Genomic DNA, 26837 nt, shown 5'->3' with positions numbered 1-26837 from the left:
GCGCCCGCTGAGCGCGCTACTGCTGCTGTTGCTGGGCTGCTTGCTGCTGGGCGCTCGTGTCGGTCGTCGGAGCGCTGACCGCGACCCGAGCCTGGCGGCGGATCGGCTCGGTGACCATCGACACCGGCGCTGTCGGCTGGGCGATGATCACCTCGGCGTCCACCTTGGCATCAGCCGTGCCGTCAAATACGCCGCGCACCGGCGGGACGTCGTTGTAGTCACGGCCGTAGCCGATCACCACATGCCGCTCGCTCACGGACCCGCCGTTGGTGGGATCAAGGGCATGCCAGCCGTAGCCGGGCACCGCAGCTTCGATCCATGCGTGCGTCTGCACCGAGATGGCCGTCGGGCTTGCGGCGGGCGCACGTTCGGGAGCGAACACGTCCTCGCCGACGAGGCCATGGCTGCTTGGGTCAGCGTCGGCGCCGGGTGCGACGTCGTCGGCAGCAGGACCGCCGTTGTCGGCACCATCGTCAAGCCGCGTCTCGTCCAGCGCGAACAGATAGCCCGAGACATAGCGAGCCGGAATGCCGATGCAACGCAGCATGCCCACGGCGAGATGGGCGAAGTCTTGGCAGACACCTCGGCCGCCGTCGATCAGCTCTTCCAGCGTGACACCGATGGAGGTGGAGCCGCGCTCGTAGGTGAGCACCGTGGGCACCGCCTGGGCGACGGCCAGCACGCGCTCGCTGACGTCGTCGGCAGCCCCGCGGACCGCCCACGAGGCCACCTCGTCGACCAGTTCCCCCCAGTGCACATGCTGGGACGGCGCCAAGTATTCGACATGCTGGTTGACGAACTGCTGATCACCCAACCGCTCGCAGCTCACCGGCGCCGGGGCGCTCTCGGTCGGTGAGGTCTCCACCGAGGCCTCGGCCACCACCAGCAGATCGTCATGCGGCCCGCGTATGCCCAGATGGTCGACCGTCGTGCCGAAGTAGTCGCGTGTCTGCAGCACCCGGGTCGCCGGAGTCGTCGTCAGCCGGTACGACAGCACCTGCTGGCGCAGGTCGTCACGGGGCCGCACGCGAATCTCGTTCTGCGATTCAGAGACGCGCTCCGCATAGGTGAAGTGCAGCCGGTAGGCGATGTCGAGTCTCATTGCGGCCTGCCTCTCCCGTCGCCGGGCCGCACGAATTGCGCATGCACTTCGGCCAAGCTCGATCTCGCCACCGTGCTGGCGTGCACGTCGGCGGCGAGCTCGGCCAGTGCCGAGCCCAGGTACGCCAGCTCGGCCTCGGGTTGGGCCAGCAGCTCGTCGAGCTCGCCGTATTCCAGGTGCGCCCGCAGCGCCCCGGCGCGCCGCCTAGCTGTGGCAACAGCACCTGCGGCCGCTGCGAGATCTTCCAACCGCAGCTCCACCCGGCCCAGGCACCACAGCACCGAGCGGGGCATCTGGGAGTGCTGCAGGAGGAACTTCGCAACCGCGTGCCACTGCGGCGAGTGCCCCAGCTCGCGCCGAGCGGCCTGCAGCGAATGCGTAAACGCCAGCAGACGATTCCCGTCGAAGACATCGCTGCCGGTGCCCAGACCCGACTTCAGCAGTTCCACCGTCAGGATCGACCGCTCGAGCAGCCGGCCCGCCTCCATGAAGGCGTACCCCTCGTCGCGGCTCATCGACTCAGTCATGACACCGCTGAGCGAGCGACACCCCCGCCGGGCCGTGATCACCGACATGCGAGACACCTCGCCGCCGGTCTGCTCCCGAGCGGCAGCACCGACCGATTTGGCGCTCTGCATGAGGATGTGCAGGCTGTTGGCTTCCTCCCAGAGTTCCACCGGGATGCGGTCGCGCACGATGCGCAGGTTCTCCCGTACCGCTTGGACAGCCGACACCACCGAACCGGGATGCGAGTCGTCCGAGACCAGGAAATCCATGACGGCATAGGGGCCAGTGCCGACCTGGGCCGCCACGAACTCGTCCTGCAGCCCGAGCGCCTGCACCAGCCGGCGGGAGGCCAAGCGAGCCTCGGTGGCCTGGCGGTGCATGACGGCATTGGTCTCGACGGACACGCAGCGGGCAATGGTGTCCGCCCGCTCCAAGTAGCGACCGGCCCACAGCAGCGAATCGGCGTGGCGGGCGAGGATCATGTCTGCGATCCCTGGGGGGCGAGCACCCAGGTGTCCTTGGAACCGCCGCCCTGCGAAGAGTTCACGATCAGCGAGCCCTTGCGCATGGCCACCCGTGTCAGGCCGCCGGGAAACACCTGCGTGCGCTCGCCGGTGATCACAAAGGGGCGCAGGTCGAGGTGGCGCGGCTCGAGCACGTCGTCGCACATGGATGCCAGCGTCGATAGCTCCACCACCTCTTGGACCACCCAGTTGCGCGGATCGGCCTCGATCTCGGCACGCGCATTCGCCAACTCCTCGTCGGTGGCATTGCGCCCGATGACGATGCCGTAGCCACCCGACTCGCCCACCGGCTTGATGACCAACTCGTCGAGCCGTTCGAACGCCGCCTCGCGTTGATCGGGCTCCCACATCACGTACGTCTCGACGTTGGGCAGGATCGGCTCTTCGCCGAGGTAGTAACGGATCAGGTCGGTCACGTAGGGGTGGATGGCCTTGTCGTCGGCCACGCCATTGCCGACGGCATTGCAGACGGTGACGGTGCCCGCGCGCATGGCGCCGAGCAGACCCGGCACACCCAGCGTGGAATCAGGACGGAACGACACCGGATCCAGGAAGGAGTCGTCGATGCGCCGGTAGATCACGTCGACGGGAACGAGGCCCTCGATGGTGCGCAGGTACACAACATGCTCGTCGACCACCAGGTCGGGCCCTTCGACGAGCTCGACGCCCATCTCCCGGGCCAGGAAGGCGTGCTCGAAGTACGCCGAGTTGTAGATGCCCGGCGTCAGGATCACGATGAGCGGCTTCTCGCCGGCCCCCGTGGGCGCCACCGACTCGAGCGCGGTGCGCAGCATCCGGCCGTACTGGCTGACAGGTTCCACGGTGTGGTCTTCCCAGACACGGGGGAACGCCCGGGTCATCGCCGCCCGGTTCTCGATGACGTAGCTAATCCCGCTCGGATTGCGCAGGTTGTCCTCAAGCACCCGGTACTGGCCCTCGGCGTCGCGCACCAAGTCGATGCCGGCGATGACGCAGTGGGCGTCGTGCGGCACGCTGACGCCGAACGCGTTGCGCTCGAATCCGTCCGAGGACTGCACCAGCCAGGCGGGCACGACGCCGTCGGCCATGGCCGCCCCCTCACCGGTGTAGATGTCGGCCAGGAACCGGTTCAGGGCGGTGACTCGCTGGGACAAGCCTCGCTCGATCTCCAGCCATTCGGTTGCAGCGATCAGCCGTGGGAACAGGTCCATCGGCCACGTGCGCTCGGTTCCCTGCGAATCGCCGTACACCGTGAACGTGATGCCCTGGCGGCGGAACTCCTCTTCGATGATGCCCTCGCGGCGTCGCAACTCGGCCGCGTCGAAGTTGGAGAAGCGCTCCACGATGGCGGCATAGAGCGGGCGGACGTTGCCGTCACGGTCGAACGCCTCGTCGTAGGCGAGCTGGTCGGCGTCAGACCGTCGTAGCTCCGCCATGGCCCATTTGATAGCGCGTCAACCCATAGGCCCGTGTCATGTCCGACCGCAAACCTGCTCAACGCTCATTGATTGACCGCTCCAGCATGTCGATGGTGCGCATGGCACCGAGGCATTGCGCCACCGATGCATTGGGCTCACGGCCCTCCGCGACCGCCGAGATGAACTCGCGGTCCTGCAGCTCGATGCCGTCGTCGGAGATCGCCACGCCCGACAGATCCACGGGCTTGTCGTAGCCGTCCACGAGGTCGTCGTAACGGGCGATGTAGGTGCCGTTGTCGCAGATGTATCGGAAGAACGTGCCGAGCGGCCCGTCGTTGTTGAACGACAGCGACAGCGTGCACAGCGCCCCCGACGGCACGCTCATGCCGATGGTCATGTCCATGGCAATGCCCAGCTCGGGATGCGTGGGGCCCTGCTGCGCCCAGCCGGCAGTGATCGGCTCGCCGGTCTGGTAGCCGAACAGATCCACCGTGTGGCACGAGTGGTGCCACAGCAGATGATCAGTCCACGTGCGGGGTTTGCCTAAGGCGTTGCGGTTCTCGCGCCGGAAGAAGAACGTCTCGACTACCAGGTGCTGCAGCGTCAGCTCGCCGCGCTGGATGCGATCGTGCATCCACTGATGGCTCGGATTGAAGCGGCGGGTGTGGCACGCCATCGCGGTCACGCCCGTCTCCTGCTGCACCCGTACCAGCGCCTCGCTGTCGGCCAGATTGTCGGCCATCGGGATCTCGACGAGCACGTGCTTGCCCGCTCGCATGGTCTCGATGGCCTGCGCGGCGTGCAGCTGCGTGGGCGTGGCCAGGATGGCCGCGTCAGCGTCCACCGTGAGGGCCTCGGTGAGATCCAGCGTCCAGCGCTCGAGGCCGAATTCGTCGGCGAACTCTGCCGTGTCTTCCGCAATGCCCCCCGCCAGGGCGACCACCTCGACATCGTCGATGCGTCGCAGCGCCGCCATGTGCTTGCGCCCGATGGCGCCCTCTCCGGCCAGGATGATCTTCACGACGGTCCCCTCATCGGCTCCCGTGCTCTATCAATAGTCTCGGATGCGCGAGGGGGGTGCCATGGCAGGGTCACGCGACTATGACGACATCCCGGGAACCTACGTCTTCGACGGCCGGAGATCGCAGCAGGGTTACCACCTCAACATGTTCTGCATGAGCCTCAACGCCGAAGCCAACCGCGAGCGGTTCAAGGCAGACGAAGAGGCCTACCTGGACGGCTTCGACTTGACACCGCAGCAGCGCCGAGCGGTCATCGAGCGGGATTGGCTGGGCCTGCTGCGGCTCGGCGGCAACATCTACTACACGTTCAAGCTCGCTGCGCTCGACGGCCTGTCAATGCAGGACATCGGCGGCGCCATGTCTGGCGTCAGCGGCGGGGAGTTCAACCAGATGATGATCGACGGAGGTCGCCCGGCCGACGGCAACCGCCGCACCGGCGAGGCGCCCGCAGGTCAGAGTTCTGGAACACCTGGCGCCGAAGCAACAGACAGTGCGGGCCACCGCTCATGACCACGATCGTGGGCGGCGTCGGTACCTCTCACGTGCCCGCCGTCGGAGCCGCCATCGACAACGGCAAGCAGGACGAGCCCTACTGGCGGCCGTACTTCGACAAGATCCAGCCTGCTCGCGAGTGGATGGCCGCCGAGCAGCCCGACGTCTGCATCATCGTCTACAACGACCACGCCTCGGCCTTCTCGCTGCGGCTCATCCCCACCTTCGCTCTGGGTGTGGCGGCCGAGTTCCAGCCTGCCGACGAGGGCTACGGCCCCCGCCAGGTACCGGCTGTGCAGGGCCATCCCGAGCTGGCATGGCATCTCGCCGAATCGCTGATCGGCGACGAGTTCGACATCACCATCGTCAACGAGATGGACGTCGACCACGGCCTGACGGTGCCGCTGTCGGTGATGTATGGCCAGCCCGAGACATGGCCCTGCCGGGTGATCCCGATCTGCGTCAATGTGATCCAGTACCCGCCGCCGTCGGGCAAGCGATGCCTGAGCCTCGGACGGGCCATCCGGCGGGCGCTCGACAGCTACGAAGGCTCCGACGCTGACGGGCTGCGGGTGGCAGTCTTCGGCACGGGCGGCATGTCGCACCAGCTCCAGGGCGAACGAGCCGGCCTCGTCAACATTGACTTTGACCAGGCGTTCATGGACGAACTGATCGCCGAGCCCGATGCCGGCTGCCTGCGGCCCCGCACCGAGTACATCCGCGAGGCCGGCTCAGAGGGCATCGAGCTGGTGATGTGGTTCGTGATGCGTGGAGTGCTCGACGACGAGGTCGACGAGGTGTTCCGCATGAACCACGTGCCCACCTCCAACACCAGCAACGGCCTGCTCATCCTGCAGAACGCCCGAGCCGCCTGACCGCAGCGCCGCATTCGCTGTCGAGTCGCCACTCCGTCAAGCGAAGTCGTAGAGCGTCTCGGGGTTGTGGACCAGGATCCGGTTGCGGGTTGTCTCGTCGGGTGCGAATGCGGCCAGCAGGTCCACGAGATCGCCGTCGTCTGGCATGTGGCGCACGTTGGGATGCGGCCAGTCGGTGCCCCACAGGACGCGGTCGGGTGCAGCAGCGATGAGCGCTTGGGCGTAGGGCACGACATCGTCGTAGGGCGGCGTGCCGTCAGCGGTGAGCCGCTCGGCGCCCGACACCTTCACCCACGCCCGCTCGTCGCGCAGCAGATCGAGCAGTGCCTCGAAGGGCGCCTGGCCGAGCCCGGCGGTCGCGTCGACGCGGGCCATGTGATCGATCACATACGGGCACGGCATGCGGTCGAGTAGCCCGGCGTAGGACGGCAGATCCTTCGCGTCGAAGTGCAGGACGATGTGCCAGCCGAACGGCTGCACCCGGTCAACCAGCCTCCAGAACACCTCGAGGTCGGGAGCCCCGCCGAGGTGAGCAACGAAGTTGAAGCGGGTGCCGCGCACGCCGGCCTCGTGCAGGGCGGCGATGTCGGCGTCGCTGAACGACTCGTCGATCATTGCCACGCCTGCGTACCGACCCTTGCCCCGCACGAGCGCGTCGACCATGGCGGCGTTGTCGGTGCCGTGGCAGCTTGCCTGCACGAAGACGGCCCGCGACAGCCCGAGGCGCTCCTGCAGCACCTCGAAGTCGTCGATGCCGGCGTCTGGGGGCGTGTAGGTGGCCTGCGGTGCGAAGGGGAATCGGTACGCGGGGCCAAAGATGTGGCAGTGGGCGTCAGTTGCCCCCGGCGGTGGCGCGAACGCCGTCGGCGTGTGCGGCGCGGGGTGCGGCGGCAGGATCGTGGGTGCCGTCACGCGCGCCCTCGCGGTGACGCGCTCGTCGGAAACACGACCCCATCGAACAGCTTGCGGGCAGTGCGAACGATGCCGGAACGCCCGACGCTGGGGCCTGCGGGACCATCGGCAAGCTCGACGCGGGCGGCGAATGCGCCCGTCGGGTGCTCGATCTCCACGAGGTCAGGGTCATCGCCGAGGTGCAGCAGCTCCGAGCCCACGCCGCCTGGCAGCCGCAGGGCGGTGGCCACGCTGACCGCGCCCAGCACGCCGATGGCGTCGTGGCAGCGGTGCGGGATGAAGGTGCGAGTGCAAATGCTCCCGCCGGCCCGGGCAGCGGACACCAGCGACATCTTCGGCACGGTCGTGGTGCTGACGTCGCCCAGCTTCATCAGCTCGCCCGCCTGCAGGCGGATGTTCTCCAAGCGTCGTCGGAACAGCTCGTTGGCCTCAAGTGTGGCTGGCGATTCGTCGCCGGCGATGCCCAGATCAACCGCGCGGAGCACGACCGTCGGCATGCCGTTGTCGATACAGGTTGCTTCGATGCCGTCGATCACATCGGCGACGGCACCGGTGGGCAGCAGCGCCCCGCAGGTCGAACCTGCGATGTCTTCGAAGTCGAGCCGGACTTCGGCCGCCGTTCCCGGAACCCCCGAGATCGCCGTGTCGCCGTCATAGGCGGGAACGCCTGCGTTCAGTGGGAACGTGGCTGTCGCCACCGAGTCGCTGTTGACCATGCGAATCCTCACCTGGGCCTCGCTGGCGTCGGACGTGATGAGCCCACGCTCGAGGGCGAACTGCCCGACCCCGGCCAGCAGGTTGCCGCAGTTCTGCTGGTCGCTGACCGAGCCGTCGTCCACACCGACCTGCACGAACAGGTAGTCCACGTCAGTGTCGGGATCGTCCGACGGCGACACCACCGCCACCTTGGACGTCAGCGGGTGCGCGCCGCCGATGCCGTCGATCTGGCGCGGGTCGGGCGAACCCATGATCCGCGCCAGCAGCGAGTCACGCTCGTCGGGGTCGTCGGGAAGCTCGTCGGCGACGAAGTAGGCGCCCTTGGATGTGCCGCCCCGCATGACCATGCAGCGCACGCCCGGGGCTGCCGGTTCATGAGGGCCTCCGCTCACTCGATCCACTCCACGCCGAGATCGATGAGCTTCTGACGCAGCCCGTACATGTCGAGTCCGAGTTCGCCGGCTTGCAGGCGCGCCCGAGTGCCGGCTTCGCTGTCAAGCCGGGCGTTGGACTGCTCCAATGCCCACGCAGCCTCGGCGCGGGGCACAGTCACCACACCGTCATCGTCGCCGCAGATCACATCGCCCGGCTGGACGATGACGCCGTTGATGCTGATGGGGACGTTGACCGAGCCCGGGGTGTTCTTGACCGTGCCCTCGCATGACACGTGACGGGTCCACACCGCGAAACCCATGGCCCGCAGATCCAAGGTGTCTCGAACGCCGGCGTCCATCACCAGGCCCACGACGCCACGGGACATCAGCGACGACGCCAGCAGGTCACCGAACATGCCGTGAGTGGACGGCGCCGTGTTGGTGACGACCAGGAGGTCGCCCGGCTCGCAGACCTCCACGGCGGCGTGAATCATGATGTTGTCGCCGGGATGCGACAGCACCGTCACCGCTGAGCCGGCAACCCGTGTGCCCTGCTGGATGGGTCGCAGATCGGGGCCGAGATAGCCGCGGCGGCCGATGGCCTCGTGCACCGTGGCGGTGCCGGCATCGCCCAGCCCCGCGATGACATCGGGCTCGGCTCGCTCGATGGTGCGCTTCACGATGTGTCGGGCCGTCATCATCCCTCCCGGCCTACTGCCGCAGTGGCGCTGCGCTGGGCGTCCAGGGCGCCAACCAGCCGCGGGTACACCCGCAGGGCATTCTCGCTGAAGATCATGCGCCGGGCCTCGTCGCTGAGATCTGCGGCGTCGATGTAGCGCTTGGTGTCGTCGAAGTTGAAGCCCGTGGTGGGGTCGATGCCGCGCACCGCGCCGACCATCTCGGACGCGAACAGAATGTTCTCGGGTGGGATGACTTCAACGAGCGTGTCGATGCCGGGCTGGTGGTACACGCAGGTGTCGAAGAACACATTCCCCAGCAGCAGCTCGTCGAGCGGCCGCAGGCCCATGTCCTGGGCCATGCCCCGGAACCGGCCCCAGTGGTACGGCACTGCTCCCCCGCCATGGGGGATGACGAAACGCAGGCCGGGATGGTCGGCAAACAGGTCGCTCATCATCATCTGGACGAACGCCGTGGTGTCGGCGCCCAGGTAGTGCGAGCTGGTCGCGTGGAAGTTGGGGTTGCACGTGCCGCTGACGTGGATCATCCCCGGTACGTCCAGCTCGGCCATGGCTTCCCACAGCGGCCACCAGTAGCCGTCGTTCAGCGGCGGGCCGGTCCAGAACCCGCCGGAGGGGTCGGGGCTCACGTTGCAGCCGATGAAGTCCATCTCTTCGACGCAACGGCGCAGCTCGCGCACGGAGCTGTCGATCGCCACGCCGGGCGACTGGGGGAGCTGGCAGACCGGCACGAAATTTTCCGGGAACAGGTCGCAGACCCGGCGGATGAGGTCGTTGCAGTGCTCGGACCAGAAGCGTGACGTGTGCACGTTGCCCTCGTGGTGGCCCATCCACGACGCCCGCGGCGAGAAGATCGTGAGGTCCGAGCCGCGCTCGCGCTGCAGTCGCAGCTGGTTGTGTTCGATGCTGTGGCGGATCTCGTCGTCGCTGATGTCGAGCACACCCTTCGCACCGACGTAGTGCGGATCGGCCTCAAGCGCTGACCGCTGAGCGTCGCGGTACTCGCCGAGCTGGGGCGGGGCCGTCGTGTAATGCCCGTGACAGTCGATGATCGCCGGAGTACTCATGGGGCCTCCCCCCGAACGACTTCGAGTCCCCCTGGGTTGCAAGCGGCACTTCGGCCTCCAACCGGCGACCGTAGCCTCCGCGTGCTAGCTGTGTGCCCTTCGGCGACAGGACTGGAACGACACCATGGTGGACTCGACAACGGCTGACACCATCACGATCGAGGCGAATGGGTTTGGCTTCACTGCCGATGTGGCGGGGCCGGCTGACGGTGAGCTTGTGCTGCTATTGCATGGGTTCCCGCAAACCCGGCACACCTGGCGCGTCGAGCTGCCGGCGCTGGCGGCGGCTGGGTTCCGGGCGTGTGCTCCGGACCAGCGCGGCTACTCGGCTGGTGCACGGCCAGAGGGCATCGACAGCTACCGCACCGAGCTGCTGGTCGCCGATGCGCTCGCGATTGCGGACAGCTTCGGCGCCGAGCGATTCCACATCGTCGGGCATGACTGGGGCGGCGCACTGGCGTGGTTCATCGCCGCGCACCACGCGGCGCGCGTCAGCTCGCTGAGCGTCATCTCACGGCCGCACGCTGCGGCCTTCGTTGCGGCGATGCGCGACGACCCCGATCAGCCGCACCGCTCGCGGCACCACCCCGCCTTCCAGAAGCCCGAGGCAACAGACAACCTGCTCGCCGACAATGCTGCGCCCTTGCGACGGGCCATGGCTCACGGCGGGGTGCCTGACGCCGACATCGACGCCTACCTGGCCACGCTGGGCGAACGCGACGCCCTCGACGCAGCCGTGAACTGGTACCGGGCCATCGGGCGCTCACAGTTCCAGCCGGCCGAGACGCCACCGGTGAGCGTGCCGACGATGTTCGTGTGGGGGAATCAGGACGCCACGGTGGGCCGCATGGCAGCCGAGAACACCGCTCAGTTCGTGACCGGCTCGTACCGCTTCGCTGAGCTGGGAGGCATCAATCACTTCGTCACCGACGAGGCGCCTGGCGCGTTCACCGGCTTGCTGCTGGCCCATCTCGCCGAGCACGGCGGCGCAACGGCGCGGCAACCTGCGTCGAAAGGGTGGGCGATACTGGACTCGAACCAGTGACCTCTGCCGTGTGAAGGCAGCGCTCTAACCATCTGAGCCAATCGCCCGCGGGGCGACGATGATAGGGCCTGCCGGCGCCGCCGAGCGCACGCCGGTCCCGACGGCAGGGCCCAGACCGGAGGTCCAGTGAGCGCCGACGACTACCACACCGCACCGGATCAGCTCTCGCCCCCGCCGCCGGGCTGCCCGGTGCACGACAGCTGGTCGCCGCTCAACGAGGAATACCTGGCCGATCCCTACCCGATCGCCGCCAAACTGCGCGAGGACCACCCGGTGTTCTACGCCGCCGAGATGGGCCACGTCGTGGTGACCCGCATGGACGACATCGAGCGGGTCTTCATGGATCCCGACACGTATGCCTCGTCCAATGTGCAGGACCCCATCTTCCCCCTCGCTCCTGAGGCGGCCGAGGTGCTCTCCGCACCCGACTACAACCCCCAAGCGGTCATGTCGAACCGGGCCGAGCCCGACCACGGGCGCATCCGAGTGCACACCCGCGGCGGGTTCTCGGTGCGGCGGCTGCGCACGCTTGAGGACTACATGCGCTCACGTGCCACCGAGCTGATCGAAGAGATGCTCGCCGGCCCAAAGCCCGCCGACTACGTCAAGGCAGTGGCGTTCCCGCTGCCGGCAGAGATCGTGTTCCGCTTCATCGGCTTCCCGCCCGAAGACGACCTCATGCTGAAGTCGTGGTGCGTGAACCGCAAGGCGTTCGCCTGGGGCAAGCCGACGGCAGCCGAGCAAGCACACATGGCCGAGGGGATGCTGGCCTACTGGCGCTACTGCCGCGAGTTCGTGGCCGAGCGCCATCGCAACCGCACCGACGATTTCTGCTCGGAGCTGCTCGACGCACACGATGCCGACCCCGACCCCGACGGCGGCACCGGGCTGACGTACCGCGAGGTCGAGTCGATCATTTACGGCATCTCCTTCGCCGGGCACGACCCGGTCACGAACCTGCTGTGCAACACGCTGCGCTGCCTGCTGCCGCGCCGGGACCAGTGGGAGGCCCTGGCTGCTGAACCGTCGCTGATCCCCACGGCGGTCGAGGAGACGCTTCGGTTCGACTCCAGCCAGGTGGCCTGGCGCCGGGTGACCACCCGCGACACCGAGCTCGGCGGGGTGCAGCTTCCGGAAGGAACACGGGTGTTCCTCAACTTCGCAGCAGCAAACCGCGAGCCGTGCGCATTCGCCGAGACCGACCAGTTCGACGTCGACGCCTACGACATCGCCCGGCCCGATCCCCACGGCCACATCAGCTTCGGCAAGGGCATTCACTTCTGCCTCGGCGCCAACCTGGCCCGCATGGAAGCCCGCATCGCGCTGGAGATCCTGACGCAGCGGGTGCCATCGCTGCGGCTGCCGCCGCAGGACTACCAGACCTTCCCGAACATCACCTTCAGAGGCCCAGAGGAGCTCTGGCTCGACTGGGACTGAAGCGGCTCAGCCCGACCACACCTCGGCAGGCACGTAAACAGTGCCGGACATGATCTTGCGGGCAGTGCGTGTGACGCCGCCGGAGACGACCCGCACGTCACCGTCACGCCGATCTGTGCGAAGCGCGACCTCCAGCGAACCGCTCGGGTGCTCGATCTGGATGTCGATCAGCTCGGCGCCGTCGACCAGCGATGCGGCCACCGTGCCCGGCAACGTTGTGGCCGCCGCTGCGCAGATGCCGCCTGAGACCGCGTGGGCGGGGTGGCACTGGGTGGGCGTGAAGTAACGCGACGTGATCGTGCCGCCCTCGCGAGCGGCCGACAGCAGACCGAACTTGGGCACAACGCTGCGGGACACATCGCCGAGGCCCATGCGCTGACCGGCCTCTAGACGGATGGCCTCCATCGTGGCCATGAACTCAGCGTCGCCGTCGAGCTCTGTCGGCGCCTCATGGCCGGTTCGGTCCAAGTCGGCAGCACGCACCATCACCATCGGCATGGCCACGTCGATCAGCGTGGCCTCGACCTCGATGCCGCCGGCTGCGATCGTCTCGATCGCGCAGCCGGTCGGCAGCATCGAGCCGGTCACTGATCCCTCGATGCCCCGGAATCGCATTGCAACCGGTGCAGCCGTGCCGTCGACCCCGTCGATGGCGCAGTCGCCGTCGTAGGTCAGCTCGCCGCCGGGCGTACAGCAGGCAACATCGATGAAGCTGCCTGTGTTGACGTTGCGCACCACCAGCGATGTCGTCGGTTTGTCAGCCTTCACCAGCCCCGTTTCGATCGCGAACGGGCCGACGCCGACCAGCATGTTCCCGCAGGTGGGCTTGGTGTCCACCGTCCCCCAGACCGGGTCGATCTGAGCGAACAAGTAGTCGACATCGGAGTCGGGATGGGTTGACGGGCCCACTACCGCGACCTTGCTGGTGACCGTCGTGCCGCCGCCTAGCCCGTCGATCTGGCGACCGGTCGGGCTGCCCATCACCGCGGCCAGCACCGCATCGCGCAACGCCGGGTCGTCAGGCAGGTCCTCAGCAGCAAAGAATGGCCCCCGCGACGTGCCACCGCGCATCAGCACGCACGGAATCGAACGCTGCCCGAGAGTCACAGCCTCAGCCTGCCACCCGCGAGCCTGCCACCCGCGGCCGTGCGGCAGGCCGGGTGCTGTGCGCCGGCCCTGGTGGTCGAACCCTTGCGATCAGCCCACCGCCGGCACGCTGGCCATGGCGTCGGCGATGGCATCGTCGCTCAGGTCAACATCAACGAGCGCGCCCGACAGGTACGCCTCGTATGCCGGCAGGTCGAGGTGGCCGTGGCCGCACATGGCGGTCAGGATCGTGCGTTCCTCCCCCGCCTGCTTCGCCGCCTCGGCCTCGCGCAACGCCGCCGCCAGGGCGTGCGTCGGCTCGGGCGCAGGCACGATGCCCTCGCTGCGGGCGAACTGGATCGCCGCTGCGAAGCACTCCTCCTGCGGTATCGCCAGCGCCTCGACCAGGCCGAGCTCGTAGATGTGCGACAGCAGGGGCGACATGCCGTGGTAGCGCAGCCCGCCGGCGTGGATCGGCTGCGGGATGAAGTCGTGGCCGAGCGTGTGCATCTTCAGCAGCGGCGTCATCATGCCGTGGTCGCCGAAGTCATAGCGGTACTCGCCCCTGGTGAACGTCGGGCACGCCGCCGGCTCGATGCAGCGGATCGTGGGATCCATCCGGCCCGCCAGCTTCTCGCGCAGGAACGGGAACGACAGCCCGGCGAAATTCGATCCGCCGCCGGTGCAGCCCACGATCACATCCGGCGTCTCGCCGATCTTCGCAAGCTGCAACAGCGCTTCCTCGCCGATGATCGTCTGGTGCATGAGCACGTGGTTCAGCACGCTGCCCAGGGAGTAGCGGGCATTGGGATCGCCGGCGGCCGTGGCCACCGCCTCGGAGATGGCGACGCCGAGCGAGCCGGGATGGTCGGGATCGGCGGCCAGCAGCGACCGGCCGTACTCGGTCGCCTCGGACGGGCTCGAATGCACGCGGGCACCCCAGATCTCCATCATCGTCTTGCGGTACGGCTTCTGGCGGTACGACGCCGCCACCTGCCACACCTCGCACTCAATGCCGTACTGAGCCGTGGCGAACGCCAGCGCGGAGCCCCACTGCCCCGCCCCCGTCTCGGTGGTCAGCTTGGTGACACCCTCAGCGTGGTTGTAGAAGGCCTGCGGCACGGCGGTGTTGGGCTTGTGCGAACCGGCAGGGCTGACGCCCTCGTACTTGAAGAAGATCTTGGCGGGCGTGTCGAGTGCGACTTCGAGCCGGCGGGCCCGATACAGCGGGCTCGGCCGCCACAGCCGGTACACGTCGAGGACACCGCCGGGGATGTCCACGTGGGACTCGCCGGTGACCTCCTGCATGATCAAACCCATCGGGAACAGCGGAGCGAGGTCGTCGGGGCCGATCGGCTCATGCGTGCCCGGGTGCAGCGGCGGCGGGGGCGGTGCCGGCAGATCGGGGATCACGTTGTACCACTGGGTCGGCATCTCGGATTCGTCGAGATTCACCTTGGTCGGGCCGTCATCGCGTTCGGTGCTCATCGCGTGCTCCTCCGTGCTGGCTGCCGCGTGGCTGTGCGCGCGGACTGTACCCGCCCACTTCTGTGCCACTGGCCGCTAGCGCCCATACTGGGCACTCTTGGATTCCCTGCAACGACAAGGCGAAGTGACATGAAGCTTGCAACCGGTGTCGGCTACTGGGCGGCTGGCCCGCCGCCTGATGCGTTGGAGACGCTGCAACTCGCCGAGCAGCTCGGCTTTCATTCCTTCTGGACCGCGGAGGCCTACGGCTCCGATGCCCTGACGCCGCTGGCGTGGTGGGGCAGCCATACCGAGCGCATCGGGTTGGGCACCGGCATCATCCAGATCTCCGCGCGCACACCGGCCGCTGTGGGCATGGCGGCGATCACGATGGACCACCTCAGCGGCGGCAGGTTCATCCTGGGCCTCGGCGTGAGCGGCCCGCAGGTGGTGGAGGGCTGGTACGGCCAGCCGTATCCCCGTCCGCTGGCACGCACCCGGGAGTACATCGAGATCGTCCGGGCGATCCTCGAACGAGACAAGCCGGTGAGCTTCACCGGCGACCACTACCAGATGCCCTACCCAGGAGGCATGGGCCTCGGCAAGCCGCTGAAGTCCACCGTGCACCCGCTGCGAGCTGACGTGCCGATCTATCTCGGCGCCGAAGGCCCCCGCAACGTGGCCCTGGCAGCCGAGCTGTGCGAGGGCTGGCTGCCACTGTTCTTCGCCCCCAAGGACAACCAGTTCTATGCGGATGCGCTGAACGCCGGCTTCGCTGCGGCGGGCAAACCGCTGATCGGCGACGACGGGCGAATCCCCGACGATGCCGATTTCGAGGTGGTGTGCCCGATCAGCGTGGTGCCCGACGACGACATCGAGCGTGCGGCCAACCGGATCCGCCCCATGCTGGCGCTGTACATGGGCGGGATGGGCGCACGCGACGCCAACTTCCACTACAACGTGTTCTGTCGGATGGGCTACCAGCACGTCGCCGACGAGGTGCAGGACATGTACCTCACCGGCCACAAGCAGGAGGCCGCAGCGACCATCCCGATCGAGCTGGTCGAGGAAGTGTCGCTGATCGGTCCGATGGACAAGATCGCGGCAGACCTGCGGCGCTGGGACGACACCGTGGTGACCGTGCTGCAGCTCTCCGGCCCGCCGACGCTGCTGGCAGCCATGGCCGAACTGGTCGCCAACTGAGCGGGCGGAACTGTCCAGGGCACTGAACGGCGCAAAACGCTGATCGAAAGGCAACCGAACATGGATCTGACAGGAAGACTGGCTGTCGTCACCGGGGGTTCCGGCGACATCGGGCGTGCGATCTGCGAAGCGCTGGCCGCGGCCGGCTCTGACGTGATCGTGACCTACGTGGGCGACCTCGAACGTGCGAACACGAGTGCCGATCTGGTGCGCGCCGCAGGCCGTTCTGCCGATGTGCTGCAGCTCGACCAGCGCGACGAGGCCTCGATCGATGCTGCGGCCGCTGCAATCGCCGAGCACGGCCGCTGCGACGTGCTGGTCAACAACGCGGCATGGAACATCGGCATCCCATTCAGAAACCTCGAGACGCTCGACTCTGCGACTTGGGACCGGGTGCAGGAGACCAACCTGCGCGGCCCCTACCTGCTGACGCGGGCGCTGGCTGAGCTGCTGGCTGCCGACGGCGGCGGGCGTGTCGTCAACATCGCCTCGGTGGGCGGTCTGTTCCCCGGATCGAGCAGCATCGCCTACAGCTGCTCCAAGGCTGCCCTCATCCACCTCACCCATTGCCTAGCCGTGGCGATGTCGCCTTCGGTCACGGTGAACTGCGTTGCGCCGGGCCTGGTGGAAGGCACCCGCATGGCGGCTCGCCTGCCCGACGAGATCTCCGAAGGGGCTCGTCGTGCGTCGCTGCTCGGCCAGGTAGGCAGCCCGATCGACATCGCCAACGCCACGGTGATGCTGTGCGAGGCCGAATCGATCACCGGCCAGACCGTGGTGGTCGACGGCGGCAACCCAGCCGCCATGAACTTCGGTTGAGCCGCCTGCGCCGCCCCGGCCACTCCGCCGCCCACACCATCGACGGGAGATCGCCATGACCGCAACCACCAACGGCGCTCCGGCGCAGCCGAATGTGCTGTTCATCATCACCGACCAGCAGCGCGCCGATCACACCGGCTTCGGCGGCAACGAGGTGGTGCGCACACCCAACCTCGACGCGCTGGCGGCCCGGGGAATGGTGTTCGACAACGCCTGGGTGGCCAATCCGATTTGCATGCCGAACCGCTCCACGATCATGACCGGACGCATGCCCAGCGCGCACGGCGTGGTCTTCAACGACCGGTCGCTCGAGCCGGGCGCCAACACCCACGTCCGGCAGTTCCGGGCGGCGGGCTACCGCACAGCGCTCATCGGCAAGTCGCACCTGCAGCACGGAATGTCTCGTAACGCGGTGTTACCGACAGGTGCGCCCGCCGGCGCCGTCGACCAGTACTGGCCGGCGGGCTGGGACACGCTCGAAGATGCAGAGCGCTACGTGAACGGAGCGCCCGAGTTCCCCGACAGCTTCTACGGATTCGAACACGTCGAGCTGGCCATCGACCACGGCGCACGGGTCAGCGGTCACCATCTGCTGTGGGCACTCGATCGCGGAGGCCGCCTCGAAGACCTCATGGTGCCGTTGACCGCCGAGTCACCGGCCCGCCGCCGCTCGGAACGCTGGTGGCAGGTGTACGAACCGCCCTACGGGCCGGAGCTGCACTCCACGACGTTCGTCACCGAGCGCACGATCGCCTTCATCGAAGACGCTGCCACCCAAGGCGGACCGTGGCTGGCGTGGGCCTCCTTTCCCGACCCGCACCACCCGATGACGCCGCCCGGCGAGTGGTTCGACCGCCACCGTCCCGACGACATGGAAGTTCCCGTCTCAGTCGACGACGACTTGAAGGGTGCCCCTCAATATGTGCAGCACATCAGCCAGCTACACCCGAGCAAACAGCGCGGCTGGGTCACGCCCTGCGGCGTGGCAGGCGACCACCAGATGCTGCGGGAGGCGCTGGCGGCCACCTACGGGATGATCGAGATGATCGATGACGGCATCGGCCAGATCCTGGCTGCGCTCGAGCGGCTCGGTCAGGTCGGCAACACCATCATCGTGTTCACCAGCGACCACGGCGACATGATGGGCGACCACGGGCTGATGCTGAAGGGCTTCATGCACTACCGCGGCACCCTTGCAGTGCCGTATGTCATTGTCGACCCGCGGCGCTCGCCGGACCGCACCCAATCGCTGGCCGGCAGCATCGACTTGGGGCCGACGCTGCTGGAGCTTGCCGATCTGCCCGGCTACGACGGCATCGGAGGCCGCAGCCTCGTGCCCATCCTGGACGACCCCGCGGCGTCTGTGCGTGACGACGTGCTCATCGAAGACGATTTCCCCGGAGCGCTCACCTTGGACATCCTGACCCCAGTGAAGACCCGCACGCTCGTCACCGCGGATCTGCGCCTCACCCGCCACAGCGATGGCTCCGAGCAGCTCTTCGACACAGCGGCCGATCCCGACGAGGTGGCCCCGCTCGGCCACAGCGACCCGGCACGTCGTGCCGAGATGTACGAACGGCTGGCTGCTGCTCTGATGGAGGCCGACGACATCGCCCGCGGCATGCCCGTGCACGCGCCCCCTGCCTCGCCCAACGGGAGCGAGTCGTCCTTTCGGGCATAGCCTGCGACGCCATGCCGACCGAGACTCTCGTCATGGACCACGTCGCCGTGGTCAGCGAACGCGCCTGGGACAACGTGATCCGCTACAGCCGCGACTTGGGCGGTCGCTGGATCGGCGGCCCCGACAACGACCCGGCATCCCAGGCCGGCGACGACTTCTACTTCTGCCAGGTGTCGTTCGACGGCGGTGCCAGGGTCGAGATTCTCGAGCCGGTCGAGCACCCGGGCAGCGATTTCCTGCACCGCTTCCTGGCCCGCAACGGCCCCGGCCCGCACCACTTCACCTTCAAGACGCCCGACTTCGCCGACACCGTCGGAGCGCTCGGCGACGCCGGCTACAACGTCATCGGGGTCAACGAGGAGAATCCGCTGTGGAAGGAGGCGTTCCTCCATCCCAAGGACAGCTGGGGCATGGTCATCCAGATCGCCTGGGCGGGCGGCGAAGGCTGGGATGACGCCCCGCCCCTGCCGCCCACTCGCCACGGGCGGTCCACATCGTTGGCGACCGTGGTCCACTTGACGTCCGATGTACAAGCCGCAGCCGCGCTGTTTCGAGGACCGCTGGGCATGGAGCAGACCGACGAGTGGAAAGACCCCAAGGTCGGAACCGGAGTGGACCTGCGCTCAGGCCCGTGGAACCTCAAGCTCATCCAGCCGACCGACGCCAACCTGGCCCACTGGATGGGCAACCGGCCCGGCCGCCTGCAGCTCCTGCACTTCCAGCTCGACGACCCCGGCCTCGTCCCCGGCGCGCAACGGGTAGGCGTGTGCGGCGGCGGCGAACAGCAGGACGCCATGTTCATCGTGCCACCGGAGAACAACCTGGGCGTGCGTCTCATGCTCACCGAGCACGACTGACAGCCGCTACTCCGCAGCAGGCGGCTCCCAGCGGTCCACGGGCACCAAGCACAGGCGGCGGCCAGCGATCGGGGCTGGATGGGCGACGGCATCAGGATGACGGCAGCGGTCGCTGGCGGACGTTGTGATGATCTGGTCGAGCACGCCATCGTTCTGCGGCCAATCACAGTCCACCGTGCGCAGCGTGCCATTGGGCGCCTCCCAGAAGCACTCCCCCACCTCGAGGGCGGCGACGTTGGACGGTTCGGCGTCGGGATCGGCGCTCATGTAGGCGCTGGCCACGAAGATCACCATGCCCACCACGGCGATGGTTGCCCATGGCAGCACCCGGATCATCAGCGCGGCGCTGCGGTGCCGCACGACGAAGCCCCCTGGCCCCCCGGGTTCTGAGGTGGTTCCGAAGTCCTCGTCAAAATCGTGGTCACCGGGCGCGCCCGGCTGGGCGGCAGGGCCGCCCGACCCGGCAGGCCTGGCGGCGGGTGCCGGCGGTGGGGACTGCGGTGCGGCGGCGGCCCGCTCCTCGTCGTACAGGCGGCGCGACTCGACCCGTCCCAGCACCCGCCAAGCCTCGTTGACTGCACGCATGCGCCGGTCAGAACGCTCGGTCTGCGCCTCGGTGACCTCGCCCCGGCGGTCGGGATGGTTCGCGCGAGCCGCCCTGATCCACGCGCGCCGGATTTCCGCGGCATCGGCGTCGGGGCGTACGCCGAGCGCTGCGTAGTGATCGGGCAATCGGGCCACCGGCTGCCTCCCGCGTGCGACGCTACTGCCGCCCGTCCGACGCCACGTCGCCGATCGAATCGGGGGCACGCAGACCGGTCTCGCCGGCGACACCTGGGCCATCGACGATCACGCAGGCCGGCCGGAACTACCAGCCCGGAATGACCAGAACCCCGTTCGCTATCGTCGCGTCCCGTCCCCCCCCCCCCCCCCGACGACAAGGCTCACTCGCCATGGCAGAACTCAAGATCGACCCGCGCACCCCGGTTCTCGTCGGCGCTGGACAGTTCAAGCAGCGTCCCGACAACCCCGTCGAAGCGCTCGAACCCGTGGCGATGATGGGCGAGGCGCTGGCAGCGGCCCTCGACGATGCCAGCGCGCCCGGTCTGGCAGCCCGCGCCACCCACACCTGGGTCATCAGGGGGGCGTGGCCCTACACCGACCCCGCCGCATTGCTCAACGCCCGCTTCGGCTCCGGTGCACAGACCGGGCTGTCCACCGACGGCGGCAACACACCCCAGTCGCTCGTCAACGAAGCGTGCAAACGCATCACCGCCGGGCAGGCCGACGTGGTGCTGATCGCCGGCGCAGAGGGAATCTGGAGCCGGCGCCGGGCCCGTCGCCGCAACGAGCGCATCCCCTACACCGATCAGCCCGACGCCACTCCTGACGAAGTCCTCGGCGTGGACGTCGTCATGAACAACAAGGTCGAGCTCGAACGCGGCCTGTCGATGCCCATCAACCTGTACCCGGTCTTCGAGTCGGCGTTCCGGGCGTCGAGGGGCGAGACGATGGACGCGCACCGCGATCGCCTAGCCGCGATGTGGGAGAAGTTCAACCGGGCTGCCGTAGCGAATCCCTACGCCTGGGTTCGCACTCCCATGACCGCAGAGGAGATCCGCGATCCCAGCCCCGCCAACCGGCTGGTGGGATTCCCCTACACCAAGGCCATGAACTCCAACTGGGACCTGGACCTGGCTGCGGCGCTCATCGTGTGCTCGGCCGAAGCCGCTGCCGCTGCGGGCGTGCCACGCGACCGCTGGGTGTTCCCGCATTCGGGCACCGACGGCCGCGACACCGACTACGTGTCCAACCGCGGCGACCTGCACAGCTCGCCCGCCGTCCGCGTGGCCGGCCGCCGGGCGATGGAGCTGGCCGGCGTGGGCACCGACGACATCGACTACGTCGACCTGTACTCGTGCTTCCCCTCGGCGGTGCAGATCGCGGCCACCGAACTCGGTTTGGGTCTCGACCGCGAACTGACGCTCACGGGCGGTCTCACCTTCGCCGGCGGTCCGCTCAACAACTACGTCACCCATTCCATCGCCACGATGGCAGGCAAGCTCCGGGAGAACCCCGGCTCCGTCGGTTTGTGCTCGGCCAACGGCGGGTACCTCACCAAGCACGCCTTCGGCGTGTACTCCACTGAGCCGTCCGAAGGCGGCTTCCGCCATCAGAACTGCCAGGACGAGATCGACCGGTTCCCCGCTGTTGAGCTTGATGCCGACTACACCGGCGACGCCACCATCGAGGCCTACACCGTGATGCACGGCAGGACGCCCAGCGGCGAATTCGGACCCGAAGTGGCGCTGGCGTCAGTCCGGACGCCGAACGGCCGCCAGTGGGCCCGCTGCGCCGATCCGGCAGTCATGGACGAAATGACCCAGACCGAGTTCATCGGCACCGACGTCTCGGTCAACAACGACTTCGAATTCGCACCGGCCTGAGGCAGAACCGGCCGGCGTCGCCGCAGCCGCTGTCCACAAATCACGGCGCCGCCGCACACACGTTGTCCACAGCGATCGGCGACGGATCGCCTGGAATCTCGCCGATCCAGTCGCCCCTTGTGGACAGCGGCGCCGGTTGCGTACTCTCACGGGGGCAAGGCGTGTCGCCCCCATAGCGCCTTGCGGTGAACGCACGGGGGGCCTGGAACCGTCATGTCCGCCGCCAACGGGGCCCGATCCTCTCATCGCTACCTCAATCGAGAGTTGTCCTGGCTGGACTTCAACCACCGCGTGCTGGCGCTGGCGCGCGACGAAGAGCTCCCGCTGCTGGAGCGGATCAAGTTCGTGGCGATCCACGCCTCGAATCTCGACGAGTTCTTCCAAGTCCGGGTGCCGACGGTGCTCGACTCCATCGACGCCGGGGTGCGCCGGGCCGGTCCTGACGGCCTGACACCCCGAGCTCAGCTCAAGGGCATTCGCGCCGCAGCGGCCGAGCAGCTGCTGGACGCGTCGTCGCTGTTCGAAGAGGATCTGCGACCCGCGCTCGCCGCTGAAGGCATCTCCTTCGTCGAACCCGACGATCTTGATGACACCGGCCGGGCATGGGTAGCTGACCTCTTCCGTGAGCAGGTCTTCCCGGTGCTGACACCGCTCGCAGTGGACCCGGCTCATCCGTTTCCCTACATCTCGGACCTGTCGCTGAACCTCGCCGTGTTCGTCGAGCACTCCCGCAGCGGACCCTCATTCGCCCGGGTGAAAGTGCCGCCGATCCTGCCGCGCTTTCTGGCGCTGCCCGATGCGCATCGCTTCATCACGCTCGAGTCGGTCATCTCGGGGCATCTTGACGAGCTGTTCCCGGGCGTGAAGCTGCTCAGCCACAGCATGTTCCGGGTCACCCGCGACGCGGACCTCGACATCGACGACACCGAGACCGACGACCTGCTCAAGCACCTCGAGCTGGAGCTGCGCCAGCGTCGCTTCGGCGGTGCGGTGCGTCTCGAAGCCGCACCGGATCTCGGCAGCGACGCCCTGGACATGCTCACTCGTGAGCTGAAGCTGACCCACGACGACGTCTACACCTCGTGCGGGCTGCTGGGCCTGACCGACCTGTTCGAGCTCTATGACATCGACCGGGATGATCTCAAGACACCGCCGCACAACCCGCGCACGCCGCTGCCGCTGCGGGCAGCAACCGACAGCGCGGCGCTGCTGGCGTCGGGCACCGGAAGCGGTCGCGGCACTCCGGAGGAGCCCGAGACCGGCGTCGACTTCTTCGATGTGCTCAAGCGGCAGGACGTGCTGGTGCACCTGCCGTACGAATCGTTCAACACCAGTCTCGACACCTTCATCCGCCAGGCCGCCGACGACCCAGATGTGCTCGCCATCAAGATGACGATGTACCGCACGTCGGAGCGGACGCGTCTGGTCGACTCGCTCATCCGTGCGGCTGAGCGCGGCAAGCAAGTGGTGGTGGTCGTCGAGCTGAAGGCGCGCTTCGACGAGCACGCCAACATCGAATGGGCACGGATACTTGAGCGCGCCGGCGTGCACGTCGCCTACGGCGTGGTCGGGCTGAAGACCCACTGCAAGCTGGCGATGGTGGTGCGGCGCGAGAGCCTCGGCATCGCCCACTACTGCTTTATCGGCACCGGCAATTTCAACGCCGACACTGCACGCATCTACGAGGACCTCGGGCTGCTGACCCGCGACGAGGACTTTGCCGCAGACGTCGCCGGACTGTTCAACTCGCTCACCGGCTACAGCCGCAAGACGGACTACCGCAAGCTGGCCGTGGCACCGCACAGCCTCGGCCAATCGCTGGTCAAGCACATCGCAGCCGAGGCGGCGCACACCGACGGTCACATCTTCATGAAGATGAACGCCATCGTCGACAACGAGGTGATCGACGCGCTGTACGAGGCATCGCAGGCAGGCTGCCGCATCGATCTCGTCGTGCGGGGCATCTGCTGCTTGGTTCCCGGGATCGAGGGCGTGAGCGAGAACATCTCGGTGCGCAGCATCGTGGGCCGCTTCCTCGAGCACAGCCGGGTGTACCGCTTCGGCAACGCCGAACGGGGCCACACGATCCTGCTGGGCTCGGCCGATGCGATGCCGCGCAACCTGCGCTACCGCGTGGAGGCGCTGGCGCCCGTGGAATCCCCGGCCATCGCCGACGAGCTCACCGAGCTCACCGACATGTACCTCGACGACGGCATCGCACGGTGGGAGCTGGGCAGCGACGGCGAGTGGACCCAGTACCGCGGCACGGACCTGCACGCAGTCCTGCTGGCCCGCCACGCCGAGCGCCGCGCCTGAGGCTCATCCGCCCTCCCAGCGAACGCACTACTGGCCCGCGGAGCCGTCTGGTAGCATGTTCTGCGTGATTCGCCACTCGACTCACATCGCACTGCATACCGCAACCGGGCTGCTTCTTCTCAACTAGGCGGGGACCGCACAGGTCCTCGCCCAACCTCCTGCGCCTCCGGGCCAGGGGGTTTTTTCGTGGCCCGAACACGACCGATCCGCCCGAAACCCACTAATCCGAATCCTCAGAACCCCGAACGACAGCCCCCGACCACAGGAGATTCCCATGGCAGACGTGAAGCGCATCAGCGCCCAGCAGCCCAGCTCGATGCCGTACCGCCTCTATGGCACCTACGCCTACCCGGCAGATCTTCCCGACCGCACCTGGCCGGACAGGATCATCTCCGAGGCGCCGCTGTGGTGCTCGGTGGACCTGCGTGACGGCAACCAAGCCCTCATCGATCCGATGGACGTGCCGCGCAAGCGCCAGATGTTCGAGGTGCTGGTCGAGATGGGCTTCAAGGAGATCGAGGTGGGGTTCCCGTCAGCCTCCGCGCCCGATTTCGAGTTCTGCCGCATGCTCGTCGAGGAGGATCTGGTACCCGACGACGTCTGGATCCAGGTGCTCACGCAGAGCCGGCCAGAGCTGATCGAGCGGACCTACGAGTCGATCGCCGGGGCGAAGAAGGCGATTGTGCACCTGTACAACCCGACGTCGGAGCTGCAGCGCCGGGTGGTGTACCGGCTGGACAAAGAGGGCATCCGCGACATCGCCATCTCCGGCACCCGGCTCTGCAAGGAGCTGGCTCAGCGTCATGAGGGCGGGGAGATCCGCTTCGAGTACTCGCCCGAGTCGTTCACCGGCACCGAGATCGACTTCGCGCTCGAGGTGTGCAACTCCGTCAGCGCGGAATGGGGCGCCACCGCCGAGGATCCGATCATCCTGAACCTGCCCGCCACAGTGGAGATGGCGACCCCGAATACCTACGGCGACCTCATCGAGTACTTCCATCGAAACGTGGACCATCGCGATGCCGTCGTACTGTCGCTGCACCCCCACAACGACCGCGGCTGCGGCGTGGCAGCGGCAGAGTTCGGTGTGATGGCAGGCGCTGACCGGGTCGAGGGCACCCTGTTCGGCAACGGCGAGCGGACCGGCAACGTCGACATCATCACGCTGGCCATGAACCTGTTCAGCCAGGGCGTCGATCCCGAGCTGGATGTCAGTCACATCGACCACCTGCGCCGCATCGCGGAGTACTGCAACCAGCTGCCGGTGCATCCCCGCCATCCCTACGGCGGCGACCTGGTGTACACGGCGTTCAGCGGCAGTCACCAGGACGCCATCAAGAAGGGGTTCGAAGCGCTGGCAGACGATTACGACTTCTGGGAGGTGCCCTACCTGCCGATCGATCCGGCGCACGTGGGGCGCACCTACCAGGACGTCATCCGCGTCAACAGCCAGTCGGGCAAGGGCGGCGTGGCCTACGTCATGAAGAACAGCTTCGGCCTCGACCTGCCGCGCCGGCTGCAGATCGAGTTCAGCAGTGTGATCCAAGCGATCACCGACGAGGGCGGCGAGATCCTGCCGGAGGCCATCAAGAAGACCTTCGACGAGACGTACCTGCACGCCGAGTCGCCGTACACCTACGTCGGGCACCGCAGCTACTTCGACTCGGAGTCCTCAGATGAGTCCGAGGTGGAGGCAACGATCAAAGGACCCGACGGCGAGGTACGGGCGAAGGGGCGCGGCAACGGCCCGCTGTCGGCGTTCAAGACTGCCTTGGGCGATGCGCTGGGCATCGATGTCAGCCTCGTCGACTACCACGAGCACGCCGTCGGGGCTGGTGCTGACGCCACCGCTGCGGCCTATGTGGAGATCGAGACCCCGACCCGTGACGTGTACTGGGGAGTGGGACTGCACCCCAACATCGTCACGGCCAGCTTCCGGGCCCTGCTGTCGGCAATCAACCGGTCGCACCCTGGGCCCGATTCCGGAGCGCTCGCCCGCTGAGCCCGCTCTCCAGCTTCGCCGGCGGCACCCTGTTCGGCAGCCGCCTCGGCAGCCAGCCCGCCGGCGTGCTGGCGCTGCATGGCTGGGGCCGAAGCCACAGCGACTTCGATGCGGCCCTGACCGGTCTGGTCGAGACGCACCCAGGCACCGGCGCCATCGCGCTCGATCTGCCCGGGTTCGGGGCCAGCCCAGCGCCGGACGCACCGCGCGGCGCCGCAGGCTATGCGGAGATGGTGCACCCGGTCCTGGGTGAGTGCGGCCCGCGGGTCACCCTGGTCGGGCACAGCTTCGGAGGACGGATAGCGGTCGAGTTGGCGTCCCGGTTCCCTGACGCTGTGGCGGCGCTGGTGCTCTGCGGTGTGCCGTTGCTGCGGCGCACCGACCGTCCTGCTGCACGACCAGCACTGCGCTACCGGATCGCGCTGGGATTGCATCGCCGCCGGCTGCTCGGCGAGGACACGATGGAGCGCATGCGGCAGCGGTACGGCAGCGCGGACTACCGGCGCGCGAGCGGCGTCATGCGCGACGTGCTCGTCACTGCCGTCAACGAGACCTATGAAGAACAGCTCGGCCGGATTTCCCAGCCCGTCGAACTCGTGTGGGGCCACCAGGACGACGAGGTGCCCGTCGAGGTCGCTGAGCGCGCAGCGGGGCTGCTCGCCGACCCGCGGCTGACGGTGCTTGATGGCGTCGGGCACGATGTGCCCACCGAGGCCCCCGGCGCGCTTGCCGATGCTGTCGTGCGGCAGCTCCGGTCGCCATAATGGGCAGCGCCGAATGTGGTGGCGCT

At 67.9% G+C, this 26837-nt stretch carries 23 protein-coding genes and 1 tRNA gene; 12 read left to right on the top strand and 12 right to left on the bottom strand.

Features of this window, described 5'->3' with window-relative positions; all coding sequences use genetic code 11:
• Positions 1–16 precede the first annotated feature (16 nt).
• The 4 genes from ACOGW9_RS15075 to ACOGW9_RS15060 are packed head-to-tail and all read right to left on the bottom strand — an operon-like array spanning position 17 to position 4551.
• A complete protein-coding gene (locus tag ACOGW9_RS15075; RefSeq protein WP_419912686.1) occupies positions 17–1102 on the bottom strand; it encodes a transglutaminase family protein in 1086 nt (361 codons plus the stop codon).
• Entirely contained in the window at positions 1099–2091 is a 993-nt protein-coding gene (locus tag ACOGW9_RS15070; RefSeq protein WP_419912684.1) for an alpha-E domain-containing protein, read from the bottom strand. Before ACOGW9_RS15070 ends, ACOGW9_RS15075 begins: the two co-directional genes overlap by 4 nt.
• Entirely contained in the window at positions 2088–3548 is a 1461-nt protein-coding gene (locus ACOGW9_RS15065) for a circularly permuted type 2 ATP-grasp protein (protein ID WP_419912682.1), read from the bottom strand. The genes ACOGW9_RS15070 and ACOGW9_RS15065 overlap by 4 nt, the downstream gene beginning before the upstream one ends.
• A gap of 58 nt (positions 3549–3606) precedes the next feature.
• Positions 3607–4551 carry a Gfo/Idh/MocA family oxidoreductase gene (locus ACOGW9_RS15060; RefSeq protein ID WP_419912680.1) on the bottom strand — a complete coding sequence of 315 codons (945 nt, stop codon included), beginning with the start codon at positions 4549–4551 and terminating at the stop codon, positions 3607–3609.
• A 61-nt stretch (positions 4552–4612) separates the two neighbouring features.
• Between ACOGW9_RS15060 and ligA the strand changes: the two genes are divergently transcribed.
• On the top strand, positions 4613–5062 hold the full coding sequence (gene ligA, locus ACOGW9_RS15055; RefSeq protein ID WP_419912678.1) for a protocatechuate 4,5-dioxygenase subunit alpha: 450 nt from the start codon (positions 4613–4615) through the stop codon (positions 5060–5062).
• Positions 5059–5919, top strand: a complete 861-nt coding sequence (locus ACOGW9_RS15050) for a class III extradiol dioxygenase subunit beta (RefSeq protein ID WP_419912676.1) — start codon at positions 5059–5061, stop codon at positions 5917–5919. The genes ligA and ACOGW9_RS15050 overlap by 4 nt, the downstream gene beginning before the upstream one ends.
• A 36-nt stretch (positions 5920–5955) precedes the next feature.
• Here ACOGW9_RS15050 and ACOGW9_RS15045 read toward each other — a convergent pair whose 3' ends face one another.
• The 4 genes from ACOGW9_RS15045 to ACOGW9_RS15030 are packed head-to-tail and all read right to left on the bottom strand — an operon-like array spanning position 5956 to position 9687.
• Positions 5956–6831, bottom strand: coding sequence for an amidohydrolase family protein (locus ACOGW9_RS15045; protein WP_419912674.1), 876 nt, complete (start codon positions 6829–6831; stop codon positions 5956–5958).
• A complete protein-coding gene (locus tag ACOGW9_RS15040) occupies positions 6828–7895 on the bottom strand; it encodes a 4-oxalomesaconate tautomerase (RefSeq protein WP_419913099.1) in 1068 nt (355 codons plus the stop codon). Before ACOGW9_RS15040 ends, ACOGW9_RS15045 begins: the two co-directional genes overlap by 4 nt.
• 41 nt (positions 7896–7936) lie before the next feature.
• Positions 7937–8620: a 4-carboxy-4-hydroxy-2-oxoadipate aldolase/oxaloacetate decarboxylase gene (locus ACOGW9_RS15035; protein WP_419912672.1), complete on the bottom strand. Its 684-nt coding sequence runs from the start codon at positions 8618–8620 to the stop codon at positions 7937–7939.
• On the bottom strand, positions 8620–9687 hold the full coding sequence (locus ACOGW9_RS15030) for an amidohydrolase family protein (protein ID WP_419912670.1): 1068 nt from the start codon (positions 9685–9687) through the stop codon (positions 8620–8622). Before ACOGW9_RS15030 ends, ACOGW9_RS15035 begins: the two co-directional genes overlap by 1 nt.
• Before the next feature lie 127 nt (positions 9688–9814).
• On the opposite strand from ACOGW9_RS15030, the gene ACOGW9_RS15025 reads away from it, so the two are divergent.
• Entirely contained in the window at positions 9815–10732 is a 918-nt protein-coding gene (locus ACOGW9_RS15025) for an alpha/beta fold hydrolase (protein WP_419912668.1), read from the top strand.
• Here ACOGW9_RS15025 and ACOGW9_RS15020 read toward each other — a convergent pair.
• A tRNA-Val gene (locus ACOGW9_RS15020) sits at positions 10706–10779 on the bottom strand. The genes ACOGW9_RS15025 and ACOGW9_RS15020 overlap by 27 nt on opposite strands.
• 79 nt (positions 10780–10858) lie before the next feature.
• On the opposite strand from ACOGW9_RS15020, the gene ACOGW9_RS15015 reads away from it, so the two are divergent.
• On the top strand, positions 10859–12169 hold the full coding sequence (locus ACOGW9_RS15015) for a cytochrome P450 (RefSeq protein WP_419912666.1): 1311 nt from the start codon (positions 10859–10861) through the stop codon (positions 12167–12169).
• A 6-nt stretch (positions 12170–12175) separates the two neighbouring features.
• On the opposite strand, the gene ACOGW9_RS15010 is transcribed toward ACOGW9_RS15015, so the two are convergent.
• Positions 12176–13246 carry a 4-oxalomesaconate tautomerase gene (locus ACOGW9_RS15010; protein ID WP_419912664.1) on the bottom strand — a complete coding sequence of 357 codons (1071 nt, stop codon included), beginning with the start codon at positions 13244–13246 and terminating at the stop codon, positions 12176–12178.
• Positions 13247–13366: 120 nt separating this feature from the next.
• Positions 13367–14743, bottom strand: coding sequence for a TrpB-like pyridoxal phosphate-dependent enzyme (locus tag ACOGW9_RS15005; RefSeq protein WP_419912662.1), 1377 nt, complete (start codon positions 14741–14743; stop codon positions 13367–13369).
• A 129-nt stretch (positions 14744–14872) separates the two neighbouring features.
• Here ACOGW9_RS15005 and ACOGW9_RS15000 point away from each other — a divergent pair, with 129 nt between their 5' ends.
• Genes ACOGW9_RS15000 through ACOGW9_RS14985 form a run of 4 tightly spaced genes read left to right on the top strand, consistent with a single transcriptional unit; the run spans position 14873 to position 19282 of the window.
• Complete coding sequence (locus ACOGW9_RS15000; protein ID WP_419912660.1) at positions 14873–15925, top strand: LLM class F420-dependent oxidoreductase; 1053 nt, start codon at positions 14873–14875, stop codon at positions 15923–15925.
• 60 nt (positions 15926–15985) lie between these two features.
• Entirely contained in the window at positions 15986–16744 is a 759-nt protein-coding gene (locus ACOGW9_RS14995; protein ID WP_419912658.1) for an SDR family NAD(P)-dependent oxidoreductase, read from the top strand.
• A 55-nt stretch (positions 16745–16799) separates the two neighbouring features.
• Positions 16800–18425, top strand: a complete 1626-nt coding sequence (locus ACOGW9_RS14990) for a sulfatase (RefSeq protein ID WP_419912656.1) — start codon at positions 16800–16802, stop codon at positions 18423–18425.
• A gap of 11 nt (positions 18426–18436) precedes the next feature.
• On the top strand, positions 18437–19282 hold the full coding sequence (locus ACOGW9_RS14985; protein WP_419912654.1) for a VOC family protein: 846 nt from the start codon (positions 18437–18439) through the stop codon (positions 19280–19282).
• A 6-nt stretch (positions 19283–19288) separates the two neighbouring features.
• Here the strand turns inward: ACOGW9_RS14985 and ACOGW9_RS14980 are convergent, their stop codons facing one another.
• A complete protein-coding gene (locus ACOGW9_RS14980) occupies positions 19289–20023 on the bottom strand; it encodes a J domain-containing protein (RefSeq protein ID WP_419912652.1) in 735 nt (244 codons plus the stop codon).
• A 212-nt stretch (positions 20024–20235) separates the two neighbouring features.
• Between ACOGW9_RS14980 and ACOGW9_RS14975 the strand changes: the two genes are divergently transcribed.
• The 4 genes from ACOGW9_RS14975 to ACOGW9_RS14960 all read left to right on the top strand — a co-directional run bounded on the left by ACOGW9_RS14975 (position 20236) and on the right by ACOGW9_RS14960 (position 26811).
• On the top strand, positions 20236–21729 hold the full coding sequence (locus ACOGW9_RS14975) for an acetyl-CoA acetyltransferase (RefSeq protein WP_419912650.1): 1494 nt from the start codon (positions 20236–20238) through the stop codon (positions 21727–21729).
• Between the two features lie 213 nt (positions 21730–21942).
• On the top strand, positions 21943–24045 hold the full coding sequence (gene ppk1, locus ACOGW9_RS14970; RefSeq protein ID WP_419912648.1) for a polyphosphate kinase 1: 2103 nt from the start codon (positions 21943–21945) through the stop codon (positions 24043–24045).
• A gap of 274 nt (positions 24046–24319) precedes the next feature.
• Positions 24320–26047 (top strand): 2-isopropylmalate synthase, encoded by a 1728-nt coding sequence (gene leuA, locus ACOGW9_RS14965; protein ID WP_419912646.1) that lies wholly within the window; start codon positions 24320–24322, stop codon positions 26045–26047.
• Positions 26048–26112: 65 nt separating this feature from the next.
• Entirely contained in the window at positions 26113–26811 is a 699-nt protein-coding gene (locus tag ACOGW9_RS14960) for an alpha/beta fold hydrolase (RefSeq protein ID WP_419912644.1), read from the top strand.
• Positions 26812–26837: the final 26 nt, after the last annotated feature.

This window comes from Candidatus Poriferisodalis sp. (assembly GCF_965203655.1).
In the GTDB taxonomy this organism is placed as follows: domain Bacteria; phylum Actinomycetota; class Acidimicrobiia; order Acidimicrobiales; family Poriferisodalaceae; genus Poriferisodalis.
The sequence above is the reverse complement of the archived record's forward strand: the minus strand, read 5'-3'. Positions and strand labels throughout refer to the sequence as shown.